Below are 19,005 nucleotides of genomic sequence, written 5' to 3'. Positions count from 1 at the left end.
TCAGGTCTATGGAAGTCAACTGAACGTGACACCCGGAGAGTCTTCAATGAGCAGTGTTGTGGCCATCGTCAAAAGCATTGTCGGTCAGGTTTTCGTGGTGTCCCCAGAGGGCGTCCGTCGCGTACTCGTTGAAGGCGACCGGCTGTTTGCCGGCGACCAGGTCGACACCGGCGTTTCCGGCGCCGTGTCCCTGGAACTGGCCGATGGCCGCACGATCGATCTGGGCCGCGACACTCAATGGAGCGCCGATACCCCGGATTCCAGCACCGACCTGGCCGAAGCCACCGCGCAAGCCGCGCCGTCGGTAGAAGAGTTGCAACAAGCCATCGCCGCCGGCGTCGACCCGACCACCGCCCTTGAAGCCACCGCTGCCGGCCCGACCGCTGCGGGGACTGGCGGTGCCGCCGGCGGCGGTCACAGCTTCGTGATGCTCGATGCGACCGCTGGCCGCGTCGACCCGACCATTGGTTTCCCGACTGCAGGCATCGGCGCTGCCGGCCAGGTTGCACAGGACACCACCGGTGGCCAGACCACCGACACCAACGCCAACGCCCTGCGCGAATCGACCCTGAGCCTCAGCGCCACGCCGAGCATCACTGAAGCCGGCGGCGTGCTGGTGTACACCGCGACCCTGACCCAGGCGCCGCTGACCGACCTGACCATCACTCTGTCCAACGGCGCGGTGATCGTGATTCCGGCCGGTTCCACCACCGGAACCGTCAACGTGCCACTGGCACCGAACGACACTGTTTATAACGACCCGACCCAGATCGACGTGACCGTCACCGGCACCACCGGCGGCAACGGCATCACCGTGACCCCGCCAACCACCCCGGCCACGACCCAGGTCACCGACACCATCGACACCACCACCGTCACCCTGACGGCGGGGCCAAGCGTGACCGAAGGCGGTCAGATCACCTACACCGCAACGCTGACCAACCCGGCGCAGACGCCGGTGACCATCACGCTGTCCAACGGATCGACCATCACCATCGGTGCCGGCCAGACCACTGGCACCGTCAATGTGCCGACCGCGCCGAATGACGTCTATAACAACGGCAGCACCGTCACCACCACCATCACTGGTGCCACGGGCGGCAACTTCGAAAACCTGGTGCCGAACCCGACACCGGCGGTGACCACCATCACCGACTCGATCGACACCACCAACCTGACCCTGACCGCCACCGGCACCGTGGTCGAAGGTGGCCAGATCACCTACACCGCGACCCTGACCAACCCGGCGCAGACGCCGGTGACCGTCACCCTGTCGAACGGTTCGACCATCACCATCGGCGCCGGCCAGACCACCGGCAGCGTCAACGTGCCGACCGCACCGAATGACGTCTACAACAACGGCGGCACCGTCAGCACCACGATTACCGGTGCCACCGGCGGCAATTTCGAGAATCTGGTGCCGAACACGACGCCAGCGACCACCACCGTCACCGACTCCATCGACACCACCAATCTGTCGCTGAGCGCCACCGGTTCCGTGGCCGAAGGCGGTTCGATCGTCTACACCGCCACTCTGACCAATCCTGCGGGCACACCGGTGACCGTGACGTTGAGCAACGGCTCCGTCATCACCATCGAGGCTGGCAAAACTACCGGCAGCGTGACCGTTCCGGCCCCTGCCGATGACGTCTATAAAGACGCCGGCAAAGTAGAAGTGACCATCAAGGATGCGTCCGGCGGCAACTTTGAAAACCTGGTGCCGAGCACCGTTCCGGCCGTGACCGAAGTCACCGACACCGTTGACACCACTACCGTCAAACTGACCGCGACCGAGTCGGCAGCAGAAGGCGGCACTGTCACTTATACCGCTACCGTTGGCGCACCAGTGACCGGTTCGCCAGTCACTGTGACCCTGGCCAATGGTCAGTCGATCACCATCGAAGTCGGCAAAACCACCGGCACCGTGACCACCACCGCGCCGAACGATGCGTTGACCGGCAATGCACCGCTGACCAACGCGATCACCGGCGTTTCCGGCGGTAATTACGAAAGTCTGGTGGCCGACAAGTCCCCGGTTTCGACCACGGTTACAGACGTTGCCGACACCACCAACCTGACCTTGAGCGCCACCGGCACCGTCGCCGAGGGTGGTTCGATTGTTTACACCGCGACGCTGACCAATCCGGCCGGCACCCCGGTGACCGTGACCTTGAGCAATGGCTCGGTCATCACCATTGAAGCGGGCAAAACCACCGGCACCGTGACCGTTCCGGCGCCTGCCGATGACGTCTACAAAGATGCCGGCAAGGTCGAAGTCACCATCAAGGATGCGTCCGGCGGCAACTTTGAAAACCTGATGCCGAGCACCGTTCCGGCGGTCACCGAAGTCACTGACACCATCGACACGTCGACCGTGAAGTTGAGCGCCGACACGTCGGTGGCTGAAGGCGGCACCGTCACCTACACCGCGACTGTGGGGGCACCAGTGACCGGCTCGCCGGTGACTGTCACTCTGGCCAACGGCCAGACCATCACGATTGAAGTCGGCAAGACTACCGGTACTGTCACCACTACCGCGCCGAACGATGCGCTGAACGGCCAGGCACCGCTGACCAACTCGATCACTGGGGTTTCCGGTGGTAACTACGAAAACCTCGTGGCTGACAAAACCCCGGTTTCGACCACCGTCACCGATACCGTCGACACCACCAACCTGACCCTGAGCGCTACCGGCTCTGTCGCTGAGGGCGGCTCGATTGTTTACACCGCGACGCTGACCAATCCGGCCGGCACCCCGGTGACCGTAACCTTGAGCAATGGCTCGGTCATCACGATTGAAGCGGGCAAAACCACGGGCACCGTAACCGTTCCGGCCCCTGCCGATGACGTCTACAAAGATGCCGGCAAGGTCGAAGTCACCATCAAGGATGCGTCCGGCGGTAACTTCGAAAACCTCGTTCCAAGCACTGCTCCGGCGGTCACCGAAGTCACTGACACCATCGATACCACCACCGTCAAACTGACCGCAACAGAGTCAGCTGCTGAAGGCGGCACTGTCACTTATACCGCTACCGTTGGCGCACCAGTGACCGGTTCGCCAGTCACTGTGACCCTGGCCAATGGTCAGTCGATCACCATCGAAGTCGGCAAAACCACCGGCACTGTCACCACCACCGCGCCGAACGATGCGCTGAACGGCCACACCCCGCTGACCAACTCGATCACTGGCGTGACTGGTGGCAACTACGAAAACCTCGTGGCCGACAAGGCGCCGGTCAGCACCACTGTGACTGACACCGTCGACACTACCAACCTGACTCTGAGCGCTACCGGTTCCGTGGCCGAAGGCGGTTCGATCGTCTACACCGCGACCCTGACCAATCCTGCGGGCACACCGGTGACCGTGACGTTGAGCAACGGCTCGGTCATCACCATTGAAGTGGGCAAAACTACCGGCACCGTGACCGTTCCGGCCCCTGCCGATGACGTCTATAAAGATGCCGGCAAAGTCGAAGTGACCATCAAGGACGCCACCGGCGGCAACTTCGAGAACCTGGTGCCGAGCACCGTTCCGGCCGTGACCGAAGTCACCGACACCGTTGACACCACTACCGTCAAACTGACCGCGACCGAGTCGGCAGCAGAAGGCGGCACTGTCACTTATACCGCTACCGTTGGCGCACCAGTGACCGGCTCGCCAGTCACTGTGACCCTGGCCAATGGTCAGTCGATCACCATCGAAGTCGGCAAAACCACCGGCACCGTGACCACCACCGCGCCGAACGATGCGTTGACCGGCAATGCACCGCTGACCAACGCGATCACCGGCGTTTCCGGTGGCAACTACGAAAACCTCGTCGCCGACAAAACCCCGGTCAGCACCACCGTGACCGACACCGTCGACACCACCAACCTGACCCTGAGCGCGACCGGCACTGTCGCTGAGGGTGGTTCGATTGTTTACACCGCGACCCTGACCAATCCGGCCGGTACGCCAGTGACCGTGACGTTGAGCAACGGCTCCGTCATTACCATTGAAGCGGGCAAGACCACCGGTACCGTGACCGTTCCGGCCCCTGCCGATGACGTCTATAAAGACGCCGGCAAGGTCGAAGTGACCATCAAGGACGCCTCCGGCGGCAACTTCGAGAACCTGGTGCCAAGCAACGTTCCGGCCGTCACCGACGTGACCGATACCGTCGACACCACCACCGTCAAACTGACCGCGACCGAGTCGGCGGCCGAGGGCGGCACCGTTACTTACACCGCGACAGTTGGCGCCCCGGTAACCGGCTCACCTGTCACCGTGACCCTGGCTAACGGTCAGTCGATCACCATCGAAGTCGGCAAAACCACCGGCACCGTCACCACCACCGCACCGAACGACGCATTGGCCGGCAACGCACCGCTGACCAACGCGATCACCGGCGTTTCCGGTGGCAACTACGAAAACCTCGTCGCCGACAAAACCCCGGTCAGCACCACCGTGACCGACACCGTCGACACCACCAACCTGACCCTGAGCGCCACCGATTCCGTGGCCGAGGGCGGCTCGATCATCTACACCGCGAGCCTGACCAATCCGGCAGGCACCCCGGTGACCGTGACGTTGAGCAATGGCGCAGTCATCACCATCGAAGCCGGTAAAACCACCGGCACCGTGACCGTTCCAGCCCCGGCCGATGACGTCTACAAGGACGCCGGCAAGGTCGAAGCGACCATCACCGGCGCAACCGGCGGCAACTTCGAAAACCTGGTGCCAAGCACAGTTCCGGCCGTGACCCAGGTCACCGATACCATCGACACCTCGACCGTCAAACTGACCGCGACCGAATCGGCGGTGGAAGGCGGGACCGTTACTTACACCGCGACCGTTGGCGCCCCGGTAACCGGTTCGCCTGTGGTTGTGACCCTGGCCAACGGTCAGTCGATCACCATCGAAGTCGGCAAAACCACCGGCACCGTCACCACCACCGCGCCGAATGACGTATTGGCCGGTCACGAACCGCTGACCAACTCGATCACCAACGTCAGCGGCGGCAACTACGAAAACCTCGTGGCCGACAAAACGCCGGTCAGTACCACCATCACCGACACCGTCGACACCACCACCGTATCGCTGACCGCCACCGGCAACGTCAACGAGGGCGGGCAGATCGTCTACACCGCGACCCTGACCAACCCGGCCGGCACGCCGGTGACCGTGACGTTGAGCAACGGCTCCGTCATTACCATCGAAGCCGGCAAGACCACTGGCACCGTGACCGTGCCAGCCCCTGCCGATGACGTCTACAAAGACGCCGGCAAGGTCGAAGTGACCATCAAGGACACCTCCGGCGGCAATTTCGAAAACCTGGTGGCCAACCCGACGCCAGCGGTGACTAACGTCGCCGACACGATCAACACCACGCACCTGACCCTCAGCGCCGAAAGCTATGTGCTCGAAGGCACGTCGATCACCTACACCGCAACCCTCACCAACGCCGCGCAGACGCCGGTAACCGTCAACCTGAGCAACGGCCAGACCATCGTTATCGAGGCCGGCAAGACCAGCGGTTCGGTGACGATTGCGGCGCCGAGCGATGACGTCTACAAGGATGTCAGCAAGCTCACCGTGACCATGACCGATGCCAGCGGTGGCAATTTCGAGAAACTCGACGTCAGCAAGACGCCGGTCAGCACCACGGTCAACGACACCATCGACAAGACCACGCTGACCCTGAGCGCCAGCGACACCGTCAGCGAAGGTGGCCAGATCACCTACACCGCGACCCTGAGCAACCCGGCCGGCACCGCCATGACCGTGACCCTGGCCAACGGCGCGGTCATCAACATCGCCGCCGGTGCCACCAGCGGTTCGGTGAACTTCCCTGCACCGGCCAACACGCCTTACATCGATGGCGGCAAGGTGCAGACCGCGATTGCCAGCCACAGCGGTGGCAACTTCGAACAGGTCGATGCCAACCGTTCGGCTGTCGTGACCACGGTCACCGACACCGTCGACACTACCAATATCAGCCTGAGCGCTACCGGTTCGGTCGCCGAGGGTGGTTCGATCGTCTACACCGCGACACTGACCAACCCGGCCGGCACGGCCATGACCGTGACCCTGAGCAACGGCGCGGTGATCAACATCGCCAAAGGCGCGAGCACCGGCACCATCACCGTCGCCGCACCGGGCGACGACGTGTACAAGGACGCCGGCAAAGTCGACGCCAGCATCACCAAGACCACCGGCGGCAACTTCGAAAACCTGGTGGTCGACAAGACCCCGGCGGTGACCGACATCACCGACACCATCGACAACAGCACCGTTTCCCTGAGCGCCACGGCCAGCACCGTAGAAGGTGGCGTGGTGGTTTACACCGCCTCCGTCACCGCACCGGTGACCGGCTCACCAGTGGTCGTGACCCTGTCCAACGGCCAGACCATCACCATCCCGGTCGGCGCCAGCAGCGCCAGCGTCAACTACACCGCACCGAACGATGCACTGGCCGGTGGCAACACGCTGAGCGTGAAGATCGACGGCACCAGCGGCGGCAATTACGAAAATCTGGTCGCCGACAAGACCCCGGCCGTGACGTCAGTCACCGACACCGTCGACACCACCAGCCTGACCTTGAGCGCTACAGGTTCCGTGGCCGAAGGCGGTTCGATCGTTTACACCGCCACGCTGACCAACCCGGCTGGCACGCCAGTGACCGTGACCCTGAGCAATGGCTCGGTGATCACCATCGAAGCGGGCAAAACCACCGGCACCGTGACCGTTCCGGCGCCGGCCGATGACGTCTACAAAGACGCCGGCAAAGTCGAAGTGACCATCAAGGATGCGTCCGGTGGCAACTTCGAGAACCTGGTTCCGAGCACCGTTCCGGCCGTCACTGAGGTGACTGACACCATCGACACATCGACCGTGAAGCTGAGCGCCGATACGTCGGTGGCTGAGGGCGGCACCGTCACCTACACCGCCACTGTTGGTGCGCCAGTGACTGGTTCGCCGGTCACCGTGACCCTGGCCAACGGTCAGACCATCACCATCGAAGTGGGCAAAACCACCGGCACCATCACCACCACCGCGCCGAACGACGCGTTGAACGGCCATACGCCGCTTACCAACGCGATCACAGGTGTGAGCGGCGGTAACTACGAAAATCTGGTGGCCGACAAGACGCCGGTCAGCACCACCGTGACCGACACCGTCGACACCACCGACCTGACGCTGACCGCGACCGGCACCGTAGCCGAAGGTGGCTCGATCACCTACACCGCGACCCTGACCAACCCGGCCGGTACTCCGGTGACCGTGACGTTGAGCAACGGCTCCGTCATCACCATCGAGGCTGGCAAAACCACCGGAACCGTGACTGTCGATGCGCCGAAAGACGACGTCTACAAGGACGCCGGCAAGGTCGAAGTGACCATCAAGGATGCAACCGGTGGTAATTTCGAAAACCTGGTACCGAGCACTGTTCCGGCCGTTACCGAAGTCACTGACACCATCGACACCACCACAGTCAAACTGACTGCGACCGAGTCGGCGGCGGAAGGTGGCACTGTCACTTACACCGCGACTGTCGGCGCTCCGGTGACCGGTTCTCCAGTGACCGTGACCCTGGCCAACGGTCAGTCGATCACTATCGAAGTCGGCAAAACCACCGGTACTGTCACCACCACCGCGCCGAACGACGCGTTGAACGGCCATACGCCGCTTACCAACGCGATCACAGGTGTGAGCGGCGGTAACTACGAAAATCTGGTGGCCGACAAGACGCCGGTCAGCACCACCGTGACCGACACCGTCGACACCACCAACCTGACGCTGAGCGCCACGCCGGAAGTCAACGAAGGTGGCCAGATCACCTACACCGCGACCCTGACCAACGCCGCCGGCACCCCGGTGACCGTGACCTTGAGCAACGGCGCCGTGATCACCATCGAGGCCGGCAAAACCTCCGGCACCGTGACCGTCGATGCGCCGAAAGACGACGTCTACAAGGACGCCGGCAAGGTCGAGACGACCATTTCGACCACCACCGGTGGCAACTTCGAAAACCTGGTCACCAGCACCGCCCCGGCGGTCACCACCGTCAATGACACCATCGACACGTCTACCGTGTCGCTGACCGCTACCGCCAACGTCGCCGAAGGCGAAACCGTGGTCTACACCGCAACCGTGACGGCGCCAGTGACCGGTTCGCCGGTCGTCGTGACCCTGTCCAACGGCCAGACCATCACCATCGCCGTCGGTGAAACCACCGGCACCGTGAACTTCGTCGCGCCGAACAGCCCGCTGGCGGGCGGCAGTTCGCTGAGCGTGACCATCGACAAGGCCACCGGCGGAAACTACGAAAACCTGGCGGTCGACACCAAACCGGCAAATACCTCAGTTTCGGACACTGTCGATACGACCAACCTGAACCTGACGGCCACCGATTCGGTTGCCGAGGGCGGTTCGATCACTTACACCGCGACCCTGACCAACCCTGCGGGCACTCCGGTGACCGTGACCCTGTCGAACGGCGCCGTCATCACCATCGAGGCCGGTAAAACCACCGGCACCGTGACCGTCGATGCGCCGAAAGACGACGTCTACAAGGACGCGGGTAAAGTCGAGGCGACCATTTCGACCGCCACCGGTGGCGGTTTCGAGAACCTGGTGCCGAGCACCGTTCCGGCCGTGACCAACGTCACCGATACCATCGACACCACCACCGTGAAGCTGACCGCGACCGAGTCGGCGGCGGAAGGCGGAAACGTTACTTACACCGCTACCGTCGGCGCGCCGGTGACCGGTTCGCCTGTGACCGTGACCCTGGCCAATGGTCAGTCGATCACCATCGAAGTGGGCAAAACCACCGGCACCGTCACCACCACCGCGCCGAACGATGCGCTCAACGGCCACGCGCCGCTGACCAACGCGATCACGGACGTGACTGGCGGTAACTACGAAAACCTCGTGGCCGACAAGACGCCGGTCAGCACCACCGTCACTGATACCGTCGACACCACCAATCTGTCGCTGACTGCGACCGGAACCGTTGCCGAGGGTGGCTCGATCGTTTACACCGCGACCCTGACCAACCCGGCCGGCACTCCGCTGACCGTGACCCTGTCGAACGGCGCCGTGATCACCATCGAAGCCGGTAAAACTACCGGCACCGTCACTGTCGATGCGCCGAAAGACGACGTTTACAAAGACGCCGGCAAAGTCGAAGCAACCATTTCGACCGCCACCGGTGGCAACTTCGAGAACCTGGTGCCTAGCACCGTTCCGGCCGTGACCCAGGTCACCGACACCATCGACACCACCACCGTCAAACTGACCGCGACTGAATCGGCAGCTGAAGGCGGCACCGTCACTTACACCGCGACCGTCGGCGCACCTGTGACCGGTTCACCAGTCACCGTGACGCTGTCCAACGGTCAGTCGATCACCATCGAGGTGGGCAAGACCACTGGCACCGTCACCACCACCGCACCGAACGATGCGTTGAACGGCCACACCCCGTTGACCAACGCGATCACTGGCGTGAGCGGCGGCAATTACGAAAATCTGGTCGCCGACAAAACCCCGGTCAGCACTACCGTGACCGACACCGTCGACACCACCAATCTGACCCTCAGCGCCACCAATTCGGTTGCCGAGGGCGGTTCGATCACTTACACCGCCACACTGACCAACGCTGCGGGCACCCCGGTGACCGTGACCTTGAGCAACGGCGCCGTGATCACCATCGAGGCCGGCAAAACCACCGGCACGGTGAGCGTTCCGGCTCCAGCCGATGACGTCTACAAAGATGCGGGCAAAGTCGAAGCGACCATTTCGACTGCCACTGGTGGCAACTTCGAAAATCTGGTGCCAAGCACTGTTCCGGCCGTGACCCAGGTCACCGATACCATCGACACCACCACGGTGAAACTCACCGCGACCGCGTCGGCGGCTGAAGGCGGCACCGTTACTTACACCGCGACCGTGGGCGCTCCTGTGACTGGTTCGCCAGTGACCGTGAACCTGTCGAATGGCCAGAGCATCACCATCGAAGTGGGTAAAACCACCGGCACCGTGACGACCACGGCGCCTAACGATGCGCTCAACGGCCACGCGCCGCTGACCAACGCGATCACCAACGTGACGGGCGGCAACTACGAAAATCTCGTGGCCGACAAGACGCCGGTCAGCACTACCGTGACCGACACCGTCGACACCACCAACCTGACCCTGAGCGCCACCAATTCGGTCGCCGAGGGCGGTTCGATCGTTTACACCGCGACCCTGACCAACGCTGCGGGCACTCCGGTGACCGTGACCTTGAGCAACGGCGCCGTCATTACCATCGAAGCCGGAAAAACCACGGGCACCGTGACCGTCGCCGCACCAGCCGATGACGTCTACAAAGACGCCGGCAACGTGCAGGCCACGATCACCAACGCGACTGGCGGCAACTTCGAAAACCTGGTGACCAGCACCACGCCAGCGGTGACCAGCGTTACTGACACCATCGACACCACCACCGTGAAGCTGACTGCAACCGCAACAGCGGCCGAGGGTGGCACCGTCACCTACACCGCCACCGTGGGTGCGCCGGTGACTGGCTCGCCAGTGACCGTGACCCTGTCCAACGGTCAGTCGATCACCATCGAAGTCGGCAAAACTACCGGCACCGTCACCACCACCGCGCCTAACGACGTGCTGACCGGTCATGCGCCGCTGACCAACGCAATCACCGGCGTGAGCGGTGGTAACTACGAAAATCTGGTTGCTGACAAGACGCCGGTTTCGACCACCGTCACCGATACCGTCGACACCACCAACCTGTCGCTCAACGCGACCGGCACCGTGGCCGAAGGTGGCTCGATCACCTACACCGCGACCCTGACCAACGCCGCTGGCTCGCCAGTGACCGTGACCTTGTCGAACGGCGCCGTGATCACCATCGAAGCCGGCAAAACCACCGGCACCGTGACCGTTCCTGCGCCAGCCGATGACGTCTACAAGGATGCCGGCAACGTACAGGCAACGATTACCAACGCCAGCGGTGGCAATTTCGAGAACCTGGTCACCAGCACCACGCCAGCGGTGACCAGCGTGACCGACACCATCGACACCACCACCGTGAAGCTGACCGCGACCGCGACAGCTGCTGAAGGTGGCACCGTCACTTACACCGCGACCGTGGGCGCTCCTGTGACTGGCTCGCCAGTGACCGTGAACCTGTCGAATGGCCAGAGCATCACCATCGAAGTGGGTAAAACCACCGGCACCGTGACCACCACGGCGCCTAACGATGCGCTCAACGGCCATACGCCGCTGACCAACGCAATCACCAACGTGACGGGCGGCAACTACGAAAATCTGGTGGCCGACAAGACGCCGGTCAGCACCACCGTGACCGACACTGTCGACACCACCAACCTATCGCTGAGCGCTACCAACTCGGTCGCCGAGGGTGGTTCGATCGTTTACACCGCAACCTTGACCAACGCTGCGGGCACTCCGGTGACCGTGACCTTGAGCAACGGCGCTGTCATCACCATCGAAGCCGGTAAAACCACGGGCACCGTGACCGTCGCAGCGCCAGCCGACGACGTCTATAAAGACGCCGGCAACGTGCAGGCCACGATCACCAACGCCACCGGTGGCAACTTCGAAAACCTGGTGACCAGCACCACACCAGCAGTGACCAGCGTTACTGACACCATCGACACCACCACGGTGAAGCTGACCGCAACCGCAACAGCTGCTGAAGGTGGCAACGTTGTCTACACCGCCACCGTCGGCGCGCCTGTGACTGGCTCGCCGGTGACCGTGACCCTGTCGAACGGTCAGTCGATCACCATCGAAGTCGGCAAAACTACCGGCACCGTGACCACCACCGCGCCAAACGACGTGTTGACCGGCCACACTCCGCTGACCAACTCGATCACCAACGTTTCTGGCGGCAACTACGAAAACCTCGTCGCCGACAAGACGCCGGTCAGCACTACCGTGACCGACACTGTCGACACCACCAACCTGTCGCTGAGCGCGACTGGCACCGTGGCCGAAGGTGGTTCGATCACCTACACCGCGACCCTGACCAACGCTGCGGGCACCCCGGTGACCGTGACCTTGAGCAACGGCGCTGTCATCACCATCGAAGCCGGTAAAACCACGGGCACCGTGACCGTCGCCGCGCCAGCCGATGACGTCTACAAAGACGCCGGCAACGTGCAGGCCACCATCACCAACACCACCGGTGGCAATTTCGAAAACCTGGTCACCAGCACCACGCCAGCGGTGACCAGCGTGACCGACACCATCGACACCACGACCGTGAAGCTGACCGCGACCGCAACAGCTGCTGAAGGTGGCACCGTCACTTACACCGCGACCGTGGGCGCTCCTGTGACTGGCTCGCCAGTGACCGTGAACCTGTCGAATGGCCAGAGCATCACCATCGAAGTGGGTAAAACCACCGGCACCGTGACCACCACGGCGCCGAACGACGTGCTGACCGGTCATGCACCGCTGACCAACGCCATCACCGGCGTGAGCGGTGGTAACTACGAAAATCTGGTTGCGGATAAAACCCCGGTTTCGACCACCGTCACCGACACCGTCGACACCACCAACCTGTCGCTCAGCGCGACCGGCACCGTGGCCGAGGGTGGTTCGATCACTTACACCGCAACCCTGACCAACGCCGCTGGCTCGCCAGTGACCGTGACCTTGTCGAACGGCGCCGTGATCACTATCGAAGCCGGCAAAACCACCGGCACCGTGACCGTTCCTGCGCCAGCCGATGATGTCTACAAGGACGCCGGCAACGTGCAGGCAACGATCACCAACGCCAGCGGTGGCAACTTCGAGAACCTGGTCACCAGCACCACGCCAGCGGTGACCAGCGTTACTGACACCATCGACACCACCACCGTGAAGCTGACTGCGACCGCGACAGCGGCCGAAGGTGGCACCGTCACTTACACCGCTACCGTGGGTGCGCCGGTGACTGGCTCGCCAGTGACCGTGACCCTGTCCAACGGTCAGTCGATCACCATCGAAGTCGGCAAAACTACCGGCACCGTCACCACCACCGCGCCTAACGACGTGCTGACCGGTCATGCGCCGCTGACCAACGCAATCACCGGCGTGAGCGGTGGTAACTACGAAAATCTGGTGGCTGATAAAACTCCGGTTTCGACCACCGTCACCGATACCGTCGACACCACCAACCTGTCGCTCAGCGCGACCGGCACCGTGGCCGAAGGCGGTTCGATCACCTACACCGCGACCCTGACCAACGCCGCTGGCTCGCCAGTGACCGTGACCTTGTCGAACGGCGCCGTGATCACTATCGAAGCCGGTAAAACCACCGGCACCGTGACCGTTCCTGCGCCAGCCGATGACGTCTACAAAGACGCCGGCAACGTGCAGGCCACGATCACCAACGCGACTGGCGGCAACTTCGAAAACCTGGTCACCAGCACCACGCCAGCAGTAACCAGCGTCACTGACACCATCGACACCACCACCGTGAAGCTGACCGCGACCGCGACAGCGGCTGAAGGCGGCACTGTCACTTACACCGCGACCGTGGGCGCGCCTGTGACTGGCTCGCCTGTGACCGTGAACCTGTCGAATGGCCAGAGCATCACCATCGAGGTGGGTAAAACCACCGGCACCGTGACCACCACGGCGCCTAACGATGCGCTCAACGGCCACACGCCGCTGACCAACGCAATCACCAACGTGACGGGCGGCAACTACGAAAATCTGGTGGCCGACAAGACGCCGGTCAGCACCACCGTGACCGACACTGTCGACACCACCAACCTGTCGCTGAGCGCGACTGGCACCGTGGCCGAAGGTGGTTCGATCACCTACACCGCGACCCTGACCAACGCTGCGGGCACCCCGGTGACCGTGACCTTGAGCAACGGCGCCGTGATCACCATCGAGGCCGGCAAAACCACCGGCACCGTGACCGTTCCTGCGCCAGCCGATGACGTCTACAAGGACGCCGGCAACGTGCAGGCCACGATCACCAATGCCACCGGTGGCAACTTCGAAAACCTGGTCACCAGCACCACGCCAGCAGTAACCAGCGTCACTGACACCATCGACACCACCACCGTGAAGCTGACCGCGACCGCGACAGCGGCCGAAGGTGGCAACGTTGTCTACACCGCCACTGTTGGCGCGCCTGTAACTGGCTCGCCAGTGACCGTGACGCTGTCGAATGGTCAGTCGATCACCATCGAAGTCGGCAAGACCACCGGCACCGTCACCACCACCGCGCCTAACGACGCGTTGACCGGCCACACGCCGCTGGCCAACGCGATCACCAACGTTTCTGGCGGCAACTACGAAAATCTCGTGGCCGACAAGACGCCGGTCTCGACCACCGTCACCGACACCGTCGACACCACCAACCTGTCGCTCAGCGCGACCGGTACCGTGGCCGAAGGCGGCTCGATCACTTACACCGCAACCCTGACCAACGCTGCTGGCTCGCCAGTGACCGTGACCCTGAGCAACGGTTCGGTGATCACCATCGAAGCCGGTAAAACCACCGGCACCGTGACCGTTCCTGCGCCAGCCGACGACGTCTACAAGGACGCCGGCAATGTGCAGGCCACGATCACCAACGCCACCGGTGGCAATTTCGAAAACCTGGTGACCAGCAACACACCAGCGGTGACCAGCGTCACCGATACCATCGACACCACCACTGTCAGCATCACCGGCAGCACCTCGGTGACCGAAGGCCAGACCGCAACCTACACCGTCAGTCTGACCAACCCGGCGCAGACCGAAGTGACCCTGAAAATCGTCTACAGCGGCACCGCCGCCGACGGTTCGGACTTCACCGGCGTGTACACCGTGAAGATCCCGGCCGGTGCCAGCAGTGCGCAGTTCAACGTTGCGACCATCGATGACAAGATCACCGAAGGCACCGAGAACTTCGTGGTCAAGATCGACTCGGCCACCGGTGGCAACTTCGAAAACCTGGCGGTCAGCAGCACCAATGGCAGCGTCAGCACTTCGATCATCGACAACGATGCACCGCCGGTCATCGACCTCGACGCCAACAACTCCAGCGGTGCAATGGGTGCCGACTACAAGGTGACCTTCACCGAGAACACCCCGGGCGCAGGTGTGTCGATTGCCGACACCGACATCAAGATCACCGACCCGGACAGCACCATGCTGACCGGCGCCACCGTCGTGCTGACCAACCGTCAGGACGGCGATGCGCTGAACCTGGGCAACAGCGTCAACGGCATCACCATCAACGCCAACAGCACCAACGGCACCGTCACCCTGACCCTGTCGGGCAACGCGACGCTGGCCGACTACATGCAGGCCATCAAAAACATCAGCTTCACCAACAGCAGTGAAGACCCGAGCACCGTGCCACGGATCATCACCGTGACCGTGACCGATGGCGGCAACTACTCCAACACCGCGACCACCACGGTCAACGTGGTGGCGGTCAACGATGCGCCGGTCGCAGCACCGGTCAACGTGACCGGCACCGAAGACACCCCGCTGGTCCTCGGCTGGTCGACCTTCGGCGTCAGCGATGTCGACAGCCCGGCCAGCAGCCTGGGCGTGAAAATCACCCAACTGCCGGGCGAAGGCAAACTGCAGTATCTGGACGGTTCGACCTGGAAAGACGTCGCCACCAACCAGACCTTCAGCAAGGCCGACATCGACGCCGGCAAGCTGCGCTTCCTGCCGGATGCCAACGAGTCGGGCGTGAACGGGTACGGCGGAACCGGTCTGGGCAACAACCAGGCTGACTACGCGCAGATCAAGTTCCAGCCAACCGACGGCCAGTTGCTGGGCAACACCGGCACCATCAAGATCGACATCACCCCGGTGGCGGATGCCCCGACCCTGTCGGTGGCCGACAACAGCGTGAAGTCCACCGGACTGATCAAGGAAGTCTGGACCGGTCTGTCGGGCCTGGGCACCGATGGCAGCGGCGCCAACTCGACCACCCTGAAAAACGTGATCGACGGTGCAGGCAAACCGAACACCAGCGGTACGGTGAACAATGTGCAGTCCGACGGCAGCGTGGCCGCCGGTACCGCGTCGAAGACTTCGGGCCTGATCTATCTGGAAGCCGGCAAGACCTACACCTTCAGCGGCACCGGTGACGACAGCCTGTTGGTAACCATCGGCGGCAAGAGCGTGGCCTCGACCACGTGGGGCGCGGGCGGCAACCTCAACGGTTCGTTCACCCCGACCACCAGCGGCTACTACACCCTGGACATCTACCACCACAACCAGAGCGGCCCGGGTAGCTATGACGTCAACCTGTCGGTCAACGGCAGCACGCCGATCGACCTGAGCAGTGCCGGCGTGCCGATCTACACCGGCGTGCAGGATCTGGTGAATGCCGGCGTGACCGTCTCCGATCTGCACGGCACCAATGGCGAAGGCTATTACGACGGCTACAAGCTCAACACCGGCGCCGAAGGCACCTCCGTGAAACTGTCGTCGATCAGCACCGCGCTGACCGATACCGACGGCTCGGAAACCCTGAGCATCAAGATCAGCGGCGCACCGGTCGGTTCGGTCCTCAGCGATGGCGCAGGCCACAGCTTCACCGTGACCGCCACCAGCGGCGACGCCAACGTCACCGGCTGGAACCTCGGCACCCTGACCGTGACCCCGCCGACCTACTACAACGGCCAGTTCAACCTGACCGTGACTTCGACCTCCACCGAACAGGTGGGCGGTTCGGCCAGCAGCACCGCGACCATTCCGGTCACCGTGGTCCCGGCGGTCTACAACTCGATTGTCGCCACATCGGCCGACGACACCGTCACCGGCACCGACGGCAACGACATCATCGTCGCCGACATCGGCGGCCTGACCGTGGTGCCGGGCACCAACTACAACATCGCGTTCATGGTCGACAGCTCGGGCAGTATGAGCGCCTCGTCGATCAACGCCGCCAAGGACTCGCTGACGTCGGTGTTCAACACCCTCAAGCAGAGCCTGGGCAGCAACTCCGGCACGGTGAACATCTTCCTGGTGGACTTCGATACCCAGGTCAACAAGTCGGTGTCGGTGAACCTCAACGACCCGAATGCGCTGACCTTGCTCAAGGCCGTGCTGGACTCGATGTCGTCCGGTGGCGGCACCAACTACGAGGACGTGTTCAAGGCCACGGCGAACTTCTTCCAGAGCGCTGAGGCGGTAGCCAACACCGGTGCGAAGAACCTCACGTACTTCATCACCGACGGCCAGCCGACCTACTACCAGAGCGGCGAGCAGACCAACCCGACGCTGTACGGCAACGTGAAGCTCGATGACGTGGTGAAGACCAGCAACTACAAACTGGGCGACAGCTTCAGCACCTACATCGACAGCACCCACTACCTGAGCATCAACACTGCCGGCGCCGTGGTATTGCAGACGTACAAGAACGGCAACTGGAACTGGAGCAGCGTGGGCACCATCCACGCTCAGGGTGACGGTACCTACGAGATCTCGAGCCTGGCCGGCAGCGGCAATAGCACTTCGTCGAGCACCACCGACAACTCCGCCGCCGGTTTCGCGCTGCTGAGCGGTCTGTCGAACGTCGAAGCGATCGGCCTCAACAACGGCGTCAGCCTAAACGACCTGAAACCGTACGATTCGGACAAGACGCCGCAGACCAACATCGATCCGAAGGACCTGGCCAACTCGATCATCGGCCACACCGAAGCGACGATGCCGGGCAACGACACCGTCAGCGGTGGCGACGGCAACGACATCCTGTTCGGCGACCTGGTGAGCTTCAACGGCATTGCCGGCGAGGGTTACCAGGCGATGCAGGCGTTCGTGGCCAAGGAAACCGGAGTCGACGTCAGCAAAGTCACTACCAGCAACGTGCACCAGTACATCACCGAGCACTATCAGGCATTCGATGTGTCCGGTGCCCATGACGGCAACGACACCCTGTTGGGCGGCGCGGGCAATGACATCCTGTTCGGCTCCGGCGGCAACGACCTGCTCGACGGCGGCAAGGGCAATGACATCCTGCTCGGCGGCACCGGCAACGACACGCTGATCGGCGGTCCTGGCAACGACATCCTGATCGGTGGTTCCGGTGGCGACACCTTCGTCTGGAAATCGGGTGACACCGGCAACGACGTGATCAAGGACTTCAAGGCCAGTGAAGGCGACCGCATCGACCTGCGCGACCTGTTGCAGGGCGAGACCGGCAGCACCATCGACAACTTCCTGAAGATCACCACGGTCGACGGCGTGTCGTCGCTGCAAGTCAGCTCGGGCGGCAAGTTCAACTCGGGCGATGCCGCAGCCGCCACACCGGACGTGACGATCAAACTGGAAGGCAACAACTGGTCCACGGCCAACATTCACAACCTGATTGCCGGCAGCGATCCGACCATCAAGGTCGATCACAACAACAGCTGATGCGTGAACAACGGCCGCCCCACTTGGGGCGGCCGTCACGTTTGCGGCGCATGTGCCGGTGACGATTTCGTCGGCGCACCGCATACTCGCGCGCAGTTGGCTATGCTGCTGACAGCATGACGCTGGTCCATTTCCGAGGGATGCTCAATGTTTTACGTGCAACGCGATGCGCAGGGTCAGTTGATTCGCGTGGAAGCTGCGGCCTACGCCGAGGCCACGGAAACGCTGCCGGCCGACCACCACGAAATCCAGGCCTGGTACGCCAACGAGGCCGTGGAGAACAGCCTCAAACAGCTCAAGCAGAGTGACCTGGAAATGATCCGGGTACTCGACGACCTGATTCAGGTGCTGACCAGCAAAGGCGTGATCCGCGTCACCGACCTGCCGCCGGCGGCCCAGGCCAAGTTGATGGACCGGACCCAGGCGCGGGAAGCGCTGGGCGGGTTGAGTCAACTGATCGATGAGGATGAGGGCGGGTTGATCTGATCAGGGATTTTGATCGACTGTTGCTCGTTCCCACGCTCTGCGTGGGAATGCATCAAGGGACGCTTTCCAGTCGCACCATAGGCAGTGCCTCGGACACCGTAGTGACGCGGAGCGTCACGAGCGGCATTCCCACGCGGAGC

2 protein-coding genes are annotated in these 19,005 nt (G+C 62.9%); both read left to right on the top strand.

Features of this window, described 5'->3' with window-relative positions:
• The first annotated feature begins 46 nt into the window (after positions 1-46).
• Positions 47-18,379 carry an immunoglobulin-like domain-containing protein gene (locus IHQ43_RS00760; RefSeq protein WP_192563029.1) on the top strand — a complete coding sequence of 6,111 codons (18,333 nt, stop codon included), beginning with the start codon at positions 47-49 and terminating at the stop codon, positions 18,377-18,379.
• Between the two features lie 147 nt (positions 18,380-18,526).
• A complete protein-coding gene (locus tag IHQ43_RS00755) occupies positions 18,527-18,865 on the top strand; it encodes a hypothetical protein (protein ID WP_007960236.1) in 339 nt (112 codons plus the stop codon).
• Positions 18,866-19,005 lie beyond the last annotated feature (140 nt).

The organism is Pseudomonas gozinkensis (assembly GCF_014863585.1).
Classification (GTDB): Bacteria; Pseudomonadota; Gammaproteobacteria; order Pseudomonadales; family Pseudomonadaceae; genus Aquipseudomonas; species Aquipseudomonas gozinkensis.
Note: the sequence above shows the minus strand (reverse complement) of the source record. Positions and strands in the feature narration are given on the sequence as shown.

What these genes read in the sequence shown, in the direction of transcription:
- IHQ43_RS00755 (WP_007960236.1), top strand. Translation starts at nt 18,527, where the DNA reads ATGTTTTACGTGCAACGCGATGCGCAGGGTCAGTTGATTCGCGTGGAA.
- IHQ43_RS00760 (WP_192563029.1), top strand. Translation starts at nt 47, where the DNA reads ATGAGCAGTGTTGTGGCCATCGTCAAAAGCATTGTCGGTCAGGTTTTC.